This is a genomic window from Micromonospora sp. WMMD730, assembly GCF_049178955.1.
Classification (GTDB): domain Bacteria; phylum Actinomycetota; class Actinomycetes; order Mycobacteriales; family Micromonosporaceae; genus Micromonospora; species Micromonospora wenchangensis.
The window spans coordinates 2,709,412-2,721,819 of record NZ_JBMHML010000002.1 but is presented as its reverse complement, the minus strand read 5'-3'; the positions used below and the strand labels follow the sequence as shown (position 1 = coordinate 2,721,819).

The window sequence follows — 12,408 nt, the reverse complement described above, 5'->3', positions numbered from 1 at the left end:
GCTCAGCCCTCCTCGTGCCCGGTCGACCCCGCCCGCCCGACGCCCACCGACCGTCCACCGGCCGCAGTCGGCCCGCCCCGCGCGGGCCGCCCCGCCCCGGCCGGTGCCGGGACGCCGCGCCGCCACGGGTAGCCGAACCGGCGCAGCCCCGGCGCGGTCAGCGCGGTGACCAGCGCGTACGACCAGCGGGACAGGTCGCGCCGCCACTGCACGTCGGCGGTGATCGGCACCGGGCCGGTCCGGTGCCGCGACGGGTTGCCGGCCACCGAGTGCGTCGGCGTCAGCCGGACCGTCGCCGGGCCGGTGAACGGACCACCGTCGGGGTCCACCCCGGCGAACGCGGCGATCCGGCGCAGCGTCGCCTCCGGGGCGGCGGTCAGGTCCTCGTAGCGCACCCGCAGGTAACCCGTCGGGGCGCGGTCGGCCCACAGTCGGGCGGTCACGGTGTTCCAGACCAGCCAGAGCAGGGCCGCCTTCCACACCGGCGGCCGGCTCATCAGCTCCGGGTCGGTGTCGCCGTCCAGGCCCCGGCGACGACGCCAGGAGAAGGCGGTGGCCCGGGGGTCGCGCACCAGGTGCAGCACCCGCAGCTCGATGCCGGGCAGCGCGCCGAGCAACGCGCCGTACGGGGGCAGCTTCGACGAGTCGACCACCACCCGGGCCCCGGTGTGCCGGGCCACGGCGGCGTACAGGTCGGCCAGCGCGGCGTCGTCGGGGTGCGCGGGCACCGGTCGGACGCCGCGCCGGTGCCGGCGCAGCAGCGCGGGCAGCCCCCGCATCCGCAGGCGCCCGCGCAGCCCGGCGGCGATCGCGGCGGCCCGGTCGGTCGGCAGGCCCCGGCGCACCTCGCCCCACAGCGGGCAGTCCCGCAGCGGTCGGCCGCAGCCGCAGGGCCGGTTCTCCACCTCGCCGCGCTGCCACAGGTAGCGCAGCTCCCCGGCGGCGAAGACCCCGTCGTACTGGCCGAGCACGGTGGTGACCAGGGTGCTGCCGCTGCGTCCGCTGCCGGCCAGGTAGAGCACCCGCACCGGCGGGTTCACACCGGCTCCCGCACGGTCCGCGCGGCGCTCGCGTAGACCTCCCGTAACCGGGTCAGGTGCGCCTGCGGGGAGAAGTCCCGCTCCACCCGCGCCCGCCCGGCCCGCCCCATCCGGTACGCCCGAGCCGGGTCGGCCAGCACCCGGTGCAGCCCGTCGGCCAGCGCGGCCGGGTCGTCGGCGGGCACCACCTCGCCGTCCACCCCGCCGGTGACCAGCTCGGGCAGCCCACCCAGGTCCGAGGCGACCACCGGCACCCCGCAGCCGTACGCCTCCAGCACCGCCATCGGCTGGTTCTCGTTCCACCGCGAGGGCACCGCCACCACGGTGGCCGAGCGGACCAGTTCGTGCAGCCGGGCCTTGTCCAGCCGGCCGTGGAACCGGACCCGGCCGGGGGCCCGCCGCCGGGCCAGCTCGGTCAGCCCGTCGCGGGCCGGGCCGTCCCCGGCCACCTCCAGCACGACGTCGTCGGGCAGCCGGGTGAGCGCCTCGATCAGCACGTCGACGCCCTTCTCGGCGGCCAGCCGACCGGCGAAGACCACCGGGCCACCGGGTGCCGTCTTGACCGCCGTCGTGGCGACGTCGACGAAGTGCGACACCACGTGCATCCGGTCGGGGAAGACCCCGGCCCGGCGCATCACGTCGGCCAGGAACCGGCTGGGGCTGACGAACGCCTGCACCGGCCCGTACGCCCGGGTGGTGCGGTGCAGCCACGACTCGACGGCGAGCAGCGAGCTGGCCCCCAGCGACCCGTCCTTGCAGCGGCGGCGGGCCGCCCGTAGCGGGCCACCGGTCACGCAGGCGTCGCAGACCGCGCCCCGGTCGAGCATCTGGTAGCTGGGGCAGGCCAGCTTGTAGTCGTGCAGGGTCATCACCGCCGGCACCCGGGCGGCCCGCACCGCGGCCAGCACCGACGGGGAGAGCTGGTGGTAGATGTTGTGCAGGTGGACCACGTCGGGCCGGAACTCGTCGAGCACCCGGGCCAGGCCCCGCCGGCTGGCCGGCGACCAGATCATCCGGGCCGCCACCGCCGCCCGGGCGCCCGCGCCGCGCGGCGTCGGGTCCAGCTCCACGTGGGACGGGAAGTGCCTGGCGTACGGGGTGGGCGCATCGTTGTCCGGGTGGGTCATGCCGAAGAACGCCACCTCGTCGCCGTCGCCCCGTTGCAGCTCGGCGACGTCGAGCAGGTAACCCTCGGCGCCGCCGCGCCGGTAGAGGAACTTGTTGACGTGGAGGACACGCATCGGCCTGCTCCGGAGGTGGCTGCTGGGGTCCGTCGGGGGTCGCGGGGTGGGGTGGTCGCCCCGGACAGCAGCGGTGACCAGGGGCCCCACCGTATGCAACACCGGTGTCGTGAGTCCAGCTCATGATCCCCAAGTAGCCACACGGCCCATCGCCGGCTGACCACACGGCCACGTGGCCAGCCGTGATGATCTGCCGGTACCGTGTGCCCCACCCCGCCCGACGTGCCCGAGGAGGACCCGGTGCCCCACCCCGACGAACCCTCGGCGCTGGCGTACACCGCCCGACGGGTCCGCCGGCACCTGCGCTGGGCGCGCACCGAGGGCGTCCGGCGGCTGATCGAGGAGGACCGGCTCGACCCGGTCGAGCGGGCCCGCACCGCGCTGGCGAAGCGGCGCTGGCGACGGGCCCACCCCGGGCCGCCCGGCCGGGCCGTCCCGGTCTACCTGGTGGGCCTGCAACGCTCCGGCACCAACATGTTGACCCGGGGGTTGGACGCCGACCCGTCGGTGGAGGTCCGCAACGAGAACGACCGGGCCGTGTTCCACCGCTTCCGGTTGCGCCCCGACCCGGTGCTGGTCGCCGTCGTCACCCGCAGCCGGCACCGGTACGTGCTGGTCAAGCCGCTGTGCGACACGCACCGGGTGGACGAGCTGCTCGACCTGCCCGGGGTCGCGCCGGGGCGGGCGCTGTGGGCGTACCGGGACGTCGACGACCGGGCCCGCTCCGAGGTGGCGAAGTTCGGCGACGCCAACCTGCGGGCGTTGCGGGCGATCGCCGACGGCACCATCGGGGACCGCTGGCAGGGGCAGCGTCTGGACGCGTCGACCCGGGAGCTGGTCGCCGGCTTCGACTACGACCGGATGACCCCGTACACCGCCGCCGCCCTGTTCTGGTACGTGCGCAACTCGTTGTACTTCTCCCTCGGGCTGGCCGACCGGCCGGACACCCTGCTCTGCTCGTACGACGCGCTGGTCGCCGACCCGGCGGGGTACACCCGGCGGCTGTGCGCCTTCCTCGACCTGCCGTACGACCCGGCGCTGCACGCGCACGTCGGCGCGCGCACCCCGGCGCGGCCCCGGCTGGACATCGACGCCCGGGTGCGGGCGCTGTGCACCGAGCTGGCCGGCCGGTTGGACGCGTCGGCCGGCCGACAGGAGGCGGTGGACCATGGCTGAACCGCACACCCCGCTGCCCGACGCCCGGCCGGACCGGCCGCAGGGGCCGATCTTCCTGGTCGGCTGCCAGCGCTCCGGCACCACGATGCTGCGCCTGGTGCTCGACTCGCACTCCCGGGTGAGCTGCGGCCCGGAGACCCGGTTCCTGGCCGACATGCAACGCATCGTCGGGCGGGACTGGGAGCGGCTGTCCCGCTTCGGGTTCCCCCGGGAGTACTGGCTGGGCCGCATCGCCGACTTCTTCGGCGGCATCCAGGCCGACTACGCCCGGTCCCGGGGCAAGACCCGCTGGGCCGACAAGACGCCGCTGTACGCGCTGTCCATCGACTTCCTGGCCGAGGTCTTCCCCGACGCGCAGTTCGTGCACGTCGTGCGGGACGGCCGGGACGTGGTGGTGTCGCACCGCAAGCGGTTCGGCTACTGGTCGGCGGTGAAGTGCGTGGTGAAGTGGCCGCGCTACATCCGGATCGCCCGCGCCGCCGGGGCCCGGCTGCCGGCCGACCGCTACCACGAACTGCGCTACGAGGAGACGGTCACCGACCCGGAGAAGGCCATGCGGGGCCTGTTCGAGTTCCTCGGCGAACCCTGGGAGGCTGGCGTGCTCGACTACGACGGCAAGCAGCACGACGTGGCGGGCAAGTACACCGCCGAGGCGCAGCGACGGCGGGCCGCCGCCGGCACCGACGCCCCGATCTACGGCTCCCGGGTCGGCACCTACCGCCGGGAGCTGGACCCCTTCCTGCGGGTGCTGGTCCGGGTCTTCTCCGGCGCCACCCTGCGCGAACTGGGCTACCGGTGAACCGCCGGGCCGGATCGCCGGTGGCCCGCCGGGCCGGGCGGCGGATGCTGGTCGCCGGGGCGGTGCTGTTCGCCCTGGTCGCTTCGGCGGCCTGTTCGGACGATCCCGCCCCCGGGCCGGCCCCGTCGGCGACCGCGCCGTCGGCCGCCCCGTCAGCCGGTGCCAGCGGTACGCCGCTGCCGGCCGGCGCGCCGGTCCGCAACCCGTTCGGCGCGCACTGGGACTTCTCCCGGCACGACCAGTTCGTCCCCTACCTGGAAAAGCTCTCCGGCTCGGCGACGTACCACGAGCTGAGCTGGTGTGACATCGAGAAGACCCAGGGCAGCCCGGACTTCGCGGCGGTGGACCAGATCGCCGAACGCAGCCGCACGCTCGGCATCACCCTGCACCTGAAGATCCGTACCGGGGTGTGCTGGGCGACCGGCGGGACGGCGAAGTTCACCCGGGGCCAGGCCAACAAGACCGAGTCGGCGATGCCGACGGACCTCGCCGCTTACCAGAACTTCGTCCGCACGCTGGTGCAGCGGTACGCCCCGTACGGCGTCGGTGAGTACGCCATCGAGAACGAGGTCAACGCCCAGCAGTACTGGGCGGGCAGCCCCGAGGACTACCGCCGGCTGGTCACCGCCGCCGCCGAGGCGATCCGCGCGGCCGACCCGAAGGCCAAGGTGGTCGACTCGGGCATGAGCAGCGTCGCGTACGGGATGGGGGTCGCCGACCGGCTGCTGCGGGCCGGGCAACCCGACCAGGCCGTCGCCGCCTACCAGGCGTACTTCCAGCGGCGGATCGGCACCCGGGGTCGGCTGATCCCGGCGGTGAACGACCCGGCGGCGTTGCGTACCGCGCTGGACAACGCGCAGAACTCCCGCAACCTGGCCTACCTCGCGGTCACCGAGAAGCTGCTCGACGACCGGGTGGTCGACGTCCGGCAGCTGCACTTCTACGAGCACTTCTCCGGGGTGCCGGCGCTGCTGGACTACCTGCGGGCCGAGACGCCGTCCGGTGTCCCGGTGCAGGCGTGGGAGGTCGGCCAGTTCTGGAAGGACGGCGACGACGACGCGGCGGCCCGGGGCGACGAGATGGTCAAGGTGGTCAGCATGCTGGTCGCCGGGGGCGTCCGCGAGGTGCTCTGGCTGCCGCTGGCGTACAACCCGAACAACCGGGCCGGCGCGGAGGTCCGCTACGGGCTGCTCGACCCGGACGGCACCCAGCGGCAGGCCGGCGCGATGATGGCCGCCCTGGCGGCGGCGGCCCGGGACGCGACGGTCGAACCGGTGAACGCCAAGGGACTGACCGGGGTGGCGTTCCGGCGCGGTGCGGAGAGCACCCTGGTGGTCTGGTCGACCTCCACCGGCACCGTGTCGTTGCCGGCCACGGGCGGGGTGACCGGGGGCCCGGTCGGTGCCGACCCGGCCGCCCGCGCGGGCGCGCTACCGATCGGCCCGAGCCCTGTGCTGCTGCGCGCCACCGGCACCCCGGACGCGGTCCTCGCCCCGATCCGCTGACCGGCTCCCCCGCCGCACCCGCTGCGGTGGGAGGTGCGGTGGGGCCCGGGGCAGTGCGGTCGGGACACGGGCGGGTGCGGTCGGGCACGGGTGGGTGCGGCGGGCTCCCATGATCACATTGCGATTCTGCGCACTGATCTCGGCGTGTCGTCTACATGATCGCCATCTGTTCATGGTCCCGCACGCTGGCGCGGCGGCATTCACCTCGGCAGCGGGAGGTGTGCCGCTCGCTCACCAGGTACGCGGCCAGCCGAGCAGGTCCGCCAGGCGGGCGTTGTGCGGGGCGAACCCGGCGGCCAGGTCGGCCCGCAACTCCGGGGTGAGCTGCGACGGGCCGGTGTCCGCCCGGCGGGTGTGCCGGGCGAACTCCGCCGGGGTGTACGGGGCCAGCCCGAGGAACCGCAGCACCCCGGCGTACGTGCCGGCCGGGTCGGCGTACAGGTCCTCGCTGCGGATCACGTGCAGCCGGTCGGCGGGCAGGTGGGCGTACCAGCGGTCGAGCTGTTCGGCGTAGCGGCCCCGGGCGGCGTAGGAGAAGTTGCGCAGCGCGTGGTGTGCCGCCGGGGTGTCCGGCCCGTCGACCAGCGCCCCGGCCAGCCGCCCCGGTTCGGCGGCCAGCGCCTCGGCGAAGCCCAACGGCTCCAGCCCGTACGAGCGGGTGTGCAGGTAGTGCGAGTAGGCCCGCTCGACCGGGTCGCGCAGCAGCGCCACGAACCGGGCGTCGGGCAGCGTCGCCGCCACCCGGGCCGGCACGCTCGGGTGGAACAGGTAGTAGGGGCTGGCCTCGAAGCTGCGCCGGCCCGGGGGGGCCGGCGGGAAGTGCGCCCGGTACCAGCGGGTTCCCCGGCCGAAGTGCAGGCTGAAGAACTGGAGTTCCTTGCCGGTGGCGGCCCGCACGTCGGGGTGCGCGGCGAGGTAGTGGTGCAGCGAGGTGGTGCCGCACCGCTGCCCGCCGATGATCAGGAAGTCGGGCAGTGCGCCGACCCGACCGGGCAGCGCCGCCCGTGACCAGGCGCGGGTGCCGCGTACCACCCGACGGAGCCGGTCCACCGCGACCCGGCGCGGTCCCGCGCTCACCGCGACACCACCCGGCCGGAGGTGTCCCGGCCACCCCCGCCCACCCCGGAGGGGGGCGGCCCGTCGTCGGACGGGACGGCGCCCGGGGCGTCCCCGATGGCGTCGGACGGGTCGCCGCGGCGGCGTCGGCGGGCCAGGGTACGCAGCACCATCAGATCCTCCCGGCTGAGCCCCAGCGCCAGCACCGTCCCCAGGTAGACCGCCACGATCGTGGCCAGCCCGGCGACCGGTCGCCACGGCCAGCCCGGCACCAGCCAGCGCACCAGCAGCCCGGCGGCCAGCGCGGCGGCTCCGGCGGCCAGCCCCTTGGCCATCCCGACGGTGAACGGCAGCGCGCCGGTCAGGTGGCGGACCTGCACCACCCGGGCGATGTTGACCACGATCAGCGAGGCGCTCCACGCCGCCGCCGCGCCGACGATCCCGTACGCGGGGATGAGCCACAGGTTGAGCAGCACGTTGAGCACCAGGGCGACCAGGTTGTCGGCCATGTTGAGCGCCACCCGGCCGGACATGTTCAGCACCGTGCCGCACGGGCCGGTCGCCGCGTTGACGAGCTGGCCGAGGGCGAGGACCACGGTCACCGCCGCGCCGGTGGCGACCTCGCCGCCGAAGACGCGCAGCAGGTCGCCGGGGAGCACCAGCAGCGCCACGAACGCCGGCAGCGACAGCCGCACCACCCAGCCCGTCGCGACCGCGTAGACCCGACGGACGTCGTCCAGGTCCCCCCGGTGGTAGAGGTGCGCCAGGTACGGGCCGAACGCCGCGTTGACCGGGGCGAGCACGAAGATGGCGACGGTGACCAGCCGGGTGGCGACGTTGTAGACGCCGATGTCCGGGTTGGCGAAGAAGCCCAGCAGCAGGGTGTCGACCCAGATCAGCCCGGTCGACGACAGCGACGACACCCAGCTGACCGTGGAGAAGCGGAACAGCTCCCCCGGCCGGTGCACCGGGCGGGCCGGCGGAACCCGGCGGACCAGCCGGGCCAGCGCCAGCAGGGCGAGCAGGGCGGCCGACCAACCGGCCACCACCAACGCCCAGAACGCCCCGGTCAGCCCGGCCCCGGTGAGCAGGGCGAGCGCGGTGAGCAGCAGCCGGGTCCCCGGCTCGTAGAGCTGGCCGATGAAGGTGAACGGCCGCTGGGTGCGCCAGCCCCGGGTCGCCGCCAGCGCCGCCTCACAGACCGTCGAGGCGGGCAGGGTCAACGCGACCAGCCGCAGCCCGGTGACCAGTCCCGGGTCGTGCAGCCGGTCGGCGAGCCAGGGTGCGCCCCAGGCCAGCGCCCCGGCGAGGAGGACCGACGAGCCGGCCGAGACGGCCAGCCCCAACCGGACGGTGCCGCGCAGCGCCGGGGCGTCGTCGTCGGCCAGGTGCACCGCCACGAACCGGGTGAGGCCGGCCCGGAACCCGGACAGCGACAGCAGCCCGGCCAGCGACAGCACCGCGTAGCACTGGGCGTACCGGCCGACCTCCCGGATGCCCAGCACCCGGGCCAGCAGCAGCATGATCAGGAAGACCGCCGCCTGGCTGAGCAGGGCGCCGAGCAGGTTGAGCCCGCCGCCGCGGGCCATTCCCCGGACGTGCTTGTCGCCCTGCGCGGACGCGTGCGCCACCGCCACCTACCGGCGTCGGTGCTGCTCGGGCACGGTCGAGGTGACGACCGGCAGCACCACCGTGTCGTCGCCGCCGCGCCGCCCGCCGGTCAGCGCCGGGGCGGCCCGGCCGACCGCCGGCTGCCGACCGGCCCGGCGGCTGCGCGGCAGCCACTCCAGCACCGCCACCAGCAGCACGGCCAGCAGCAGGCCGACGCCGGACACCGGCAGCACCAGGGCGACGAGCGCCTTGACCCGGGACACCGGCTGCACCTCGCCGACGCTCGTCACCTTCTCCGGGTCGGCGGCCTGCGACTGGGCGCGGGCCTGTTGCAGTCCCTGCCGGGCCGAGGCCAACGCGCTGGTGGCACTGTCGCGTTGGGCGATCAGCGCCTGGTAGTCGGGCAGCTTCGGGCCGAGGCCGTCGAGCCGCTTCTGTCCGGCGCTGATCGATTCGGCGGCGGCGTTGGCGCCCCGGGTGTTGCCGACCGCCTGCATCTGCAACTGCTGCTGCCGCAGGCTGGCGATCTCCTGCAGGGTCGACTGGTAGAGCTTGTCGGGCTGGCTGACCTTGTTGGCCTTCTCCCAGTCGTTGATCGCCCGGGTGGCGGTGGTCAGCTCGTCGGTGGCCGTCTTCACCTCGTCGGTGGCGATGCCGACCTGGCTGGCGAACAGGAAGGCCAGGGCCCGCTTGCCGGTCGCGGCGAGCACCGAGGCGACGGTGGACCGGTCGGTGGCGGTGTAGGTGACGGTGAGCTGGCTGCTCGCCCCGACCTGCTTGACCGCCAGGCCGTCGCGCAGCGCGTCGGCGGAGACCCCGGTGTCGGCGGCCACCTGGTCGACCACCTGCGGGGAGGTCACCGCCGCGGCGAAGGCCGCCGCGAACTGGTTGGCCGCCTGGGTGCCGGTGTACTGCTGGGCGGCGCTGCCGCCGACCAGCGCGGGCGCGGCGACGTACGAGGTGGCCGCGTACTGCTGCGGGCCGAGCAGGACGATCGACGCGGCCGCCGCCCCGGCCACCAGCGGAATGCCCACCAGCAGCCAGAGTCGACGCCGCGCGACCCGCAGATAGTCGACGATCTCCACCCTGCTGCTCCCCACTGCTTGATCCTTCATCGGTTGGTCCGGCCGGTCGTCGCCGGTCGGGGCGTCGCCGCCCGGGTCGGCTCGGCCGGTAGTCCCCGGGCGACCGCGCCGGCTGCCGCGGCGAACGCGGCGAAATACCACAGGGTGACCACGTTCGAGATCACGTTGGATGCGGCGCTGACCGCGACGAAGGCGACCGCGCAGCCCAGGAACCCGATCGCGATGCCCCGGCCGAGGCTGCCCGGTGGGGCGCGGCGCAGCGCGTTGAGCCCGGTGTGCAGGCACAGCACCATCATCGCCAGGTACGCCAGCAGCCCGGCCAGCCCGGTCTCCACGTACGCGCGCAGGAAGTCGTTGTGCGGCTTCTTCGCCTCGTCGGCCTCGAACTTGGTCATGTTGGGGCCGATGCCGGTGACCGGGTTGCGGTTGGCCAGCGACACGATCTCCGACCAGTAGCCGACCCGCCAGGCGAGGGTGTTGCCGGTCGGGCCGCCACCGACGGCGCTGCTGTCGGCGAGCTGCCCGAAGCGGTGCGCCACGCTCGGCAGCAGGGCCACCCCGGCGACCGCGACCAGGCAGAGCGCCACCAGCAGCCGCCGGCTGCGGTGCAGCACCGCGACCACCAGCAGGCCCAGCCCCGCCCCGAGGATGGCGCTGCGGGTGTTGGTGAGCAGCAGGAACAGCAGCGACGCGGCGAGCAGCACGCCGAGGCCGAGGCGCAGTCGGCGGCTCAGGTAACGGTGGATCCCGAACCCGAAGATCACCATGAACATCAGGTACCGGCCGAACGTGGTGGACTGGCTGAACGGTCCGCTGATCCGGGTGAAGTCCCCCTTGACCTCGGCCGGCGGGTGGCCGAGCAGGGACAGCACGACGGTGTAGCCGACCGCCAGCGCCAGCGAGACGTACGCGGCGAGCAGCACCCGCCGCACCGCCGGCAGGTCCGGCATGAGCTGCTCCAGGACCACGAACATCACCACCACGGTGCCGATCCGCAGCGCCTCCAGGGCACTGGGCACCGGCTGGGCGGCACCTGCCGCACTGACCAGGCAGGTGGCCCCGACCAGCAGCATCGCCACGCCGAGCGGCGAGCCGCGCAGCCGGCCCCGCTGGCGGAGCTGGGCGGCGAGCCAGAGGCCGGCGGCGAGCAGGAACAGCACCGCGAGGATCGTGGACGGGTCCATCGCCCGGGTCGCCCCGGCACCGTCGGCCCGGCCGGCCGTCGGGCCGCTGAGCTTGAACAGGTCGACGCAGGAGCGGACCGCCAGCATCAGCAGCACGTACGCCGCGAAGCGGGTGAGCGCGAGCACCCCGACGGCCAGTCCGGCAAGGACCACCAGGGGCAGCACCGCGCCGACGCGGCCGCCACCGGACGCGGTCAGGCCGACGCCGAGCGCCACCACGGCGCACAGCAGCGCCGCGCCGACGGTCAGCAGGCGGGCGGTCGGATCACCGGCGGCCCACCGTCGCCGCCCGCCGTCGGGCAGGGCGAGGTCACCCTCCGTGCCGTGTCGCTGTCCGTCCACCGCTCGCCGACCACTCGTTTCCAGGGAACTGTTGCCGGTCGCCGCCGACGGCCGGGAGAACGGCCTAATCTAACGGTCGCCGAGGTCGGGGGACATGGGCCGTTACGCCGACCGTGGGCGACCCAACGTCCGGTTCCCCGGGGCGGGGGGCGCGCAGGGCCAGCGAGAAGTAGAGTTTTTCCAGCTCACGGGTGGCGGCGTCCCAGCTGTACTCGGCGAGCACCCGGTCGCGCAGCAGCGCCGCGCCGGCCCGTTCGGCCGGCAGGTCGGCGGTCACCGTGCCCAGCGCCCGCAGCAGGTCGTCGACGTCACCGTCGCGGAACAGCCGCTGTCCCGGCGCGTCGCGGTCGAGCACCTCGCGGTGGGGTTCGATGTCGCTGGCCACCACCGGCAGCCCGTACGAGGCGGCCTCCAGCAGGGTCAGCGGCAACCCCTCCAGGCGGGACGGCTGGACGAAGGCGGCGGCGTGCGAGTACAGCTCGGCGAGCACGTCGCCGTAGACGAAGTCGGTGAACACGATGCGCGGATCGTCACCGGCGGCCTCGCGGAGCCGGGCGACGTAGCCGTCGGTGAACGCGGAGCCGCCGACGATGGCCAGCCGCAGGTCGGTGGGGAGTCGCCGGAACGCCCGCACCAGCAGGTCGGCGGCCTTCTCGGGCACGAGCCGGCCGACCAGCAGCAGGTATCCGCCGGGGCGCAGGCCGAAGCGGGACAGCTCGCCCGGCGGCCGGTGGGTGGGGGCGGCCACGCCGTTGGGGATGTAGCGGGCCGGCCGGCCGAACCGGCTGGTGTAGTGCTCGGCGAGACCCCGGGACACGGTCACCCGGGCGTCGGGCAGGTGACCGCTGAGCCGGTACGCGGTACCGAGCACCGCCCGCGCCGCCCGGCCCCACTTGTCGCGCTGGTTGTCCAGCCCGTGCACGGTGAGCACCACCCGGGCGCGGGAGGCGTAGCGGGCCAGCGGCGCGGTCAGCACCGGACCGAGACCGTGGTAGTGCACGATGTCGGGGCGCTCGGTCAGCGCCGCCAGCGTCGAGGTGGCCGAGTGCACGATGGCGTCGAGGTGCTTGCTGGGCACGGTACGGGCCCGCCGCAGCCGGATGCCCCGGTGCCGGGTCGCCTCCACCGCGCCGTAGCTGTCCCTGCAGTAGACGGTCACCTCGTGGCCGAGTCCGGCCAGCCGGCTGGCCATCTCCTCGACGTGCCGTTCGATCCCCCCGTAGGTGGCCGGCACGCCCTTCTGGCCGATCATCGCCACCCGCAGGGGACGCCAGGCGGGCGGGCGGGTCAGGCTCGGCTCCGTACGGTCGGGGCGTAGCTGTTCTCCCCGGTCGACGGCATCGTTACGGAACGGCACTGTCCCCCCTCG

10 protein-coding genes are annotated in these 12,408 nt (G+C 74.9%); 3 read left to right on the top strand and 7 right to left on the bottom strand.

Translation table 11 applies throughout. From position 1 onward, the window contains the following. Positions 1-2: 2 nt before the first annotated feature. Together ACN265_RS11785 and ACN265_RS11780 are read right to left on the bottom strand one after the other, a co-directional pair. Complete coding sequence (locus tag ACN265_RS11785) at positions 3-1,040, bottom strand: sulfotransferase family protein (RefSeq protein WP_421407393.1); 1,038 nt, start codon at positions 1,038-1,040, stop codon at positions 3-5. Beyond that, complete coding sequence (locus ACN265_RS11780; protein ID WP_421407392.1) at positions 1,037-2,281, bottom strand: glycosyltransferase; 1,245 nt, start codon at positions 2,279-2,281, stop codon at positions 1,037-1,039. The genes ACN265_RS11785 and ACN265_RS11780 overlap by 4 nt, the downstream gene beginning before the upstream one ends. A 240-nt stretch (positions 2,282-2,521) precedes the next feature. Here ACN265_RS11780 and ACN265_RS11775 point away from each other — a divergent pair, with 240 nt between their 5' ends. From ACN265_RS11775 to ACN265_RS11765, 3 genes are read left to right on the top strand one after another with little or no spacing between them, the layout of a single operon-like run. Continuing rightward, the gene (locus tag ACN265_RS11775) at positions 2,522-3,457 is read left to right on the top strand and encodes a sulfotransferase family protein (RefSeq protein ID WP_420115354.1); all 936 of its coding nucleotides are present in this window, start codon (positions 2,522-2,524) and stop codon (positions 3,455-3,457) included. After that, on the top strand, positions 3,450-4,256 hold the full coding sequence (locus tag ACN265_RS11770; protein WP_420115353.1) for a sulfotransferase family protein: 807 nt from the start codon (positions 3,450-3,452) through the stop codon (positions 4,254-4,256). The genes ACN265_RS11775 and ACN265_RS11770 overlap by 8 nt, the downstream gene beginning before the upstream one ends. A 20-nt stretch (positions 4,257-4,276) precedes the next feature. Next, positions 4,277-5,761: a hypothetical protein gene (locus ACN265_RS11765; RefSeq protein ID WP_421407389.1), complete on the top strand. Its 1,485-nt coding sequence runs from the start codon at positions 4,277-4,279 to the stop codon at positions 5,759-5,761. Positions 5,762-5,992: 231 nt separating this feature from the next. Here ACN265_RS11765 and ACN265_RS11760 read toward each other — a convergent pair whose 3' ends face one another. From ACN265_RS11760 to ACN265_RS11740, 5 genes are all read right to left on the bottom strand, one after another. Then, on the bottom strand, positions 5,993-6,838 hold the full coding sequence (locus tag ACN265_RS11760) for a sulfotransferase family protein (protein ID WP_421407387.1): 846 nt from the start codon (positions 6,836-6,838) through the stop codon (positions 5,993-5,995). After that, on the bottom strand, positions 6,835-8,448 hold the full coding sequence (locus ACN265_RS11755) for an oligosaccharide flippase family protein (RefSeq protein WP_421407385.1): 1,614 nt from the start codon (positions 8,446-8,448) through the stop codon (positions 6,835-6,837). Before ACN265_RS11755 ends, ACN265_RS11760 begins: the two co-directional genes overlap by 4 nt. Positions 8,449-8,454: 6 nt before the next feature. Beyond that, positions 8,455-9,528 carry a Wzz/FepE/Etk N-terminal domain-containing protein gene (locus ACN265_RS11750; RefSeq protein WP_421407383.1) on the bottom strand — a complete coding sequence of 358 codons (1,074 nt, stop codon included), beginning with the start codon at positions 9,526-9,528 and terminating at the stop codon, positions 8,455-8,457. An 11-nt stretch (positions 9,529-9,539) separates the two neighbouring features. Beyond that, complete coding sequence (locus tag ACN265_RS11745; protein ID WP_421407381.1) at positions 9,540-11,039, bottom strand: O-antigen ligase family protein; 1,500 nt, start codon at positions 11,037-11,039, stop codon at positions 9,540-9,542. Between the two features lie 64 nt (positions 11,040-11,103). Beyond that, on the bottom strand, positions 11,104-12,396 hold the full coding sequence (locus tag ACN265_RS11740; RefSeq protein WP_204923057.1) for a glycosyltransferase family 4 protein: 1,293 nt from the start codon (positions 12,394-12,396) through the stop codon (positions 11,104-11,106). Between the last annotated feature and the right edge of the window lie 12 nt (positions 12,397-12,408).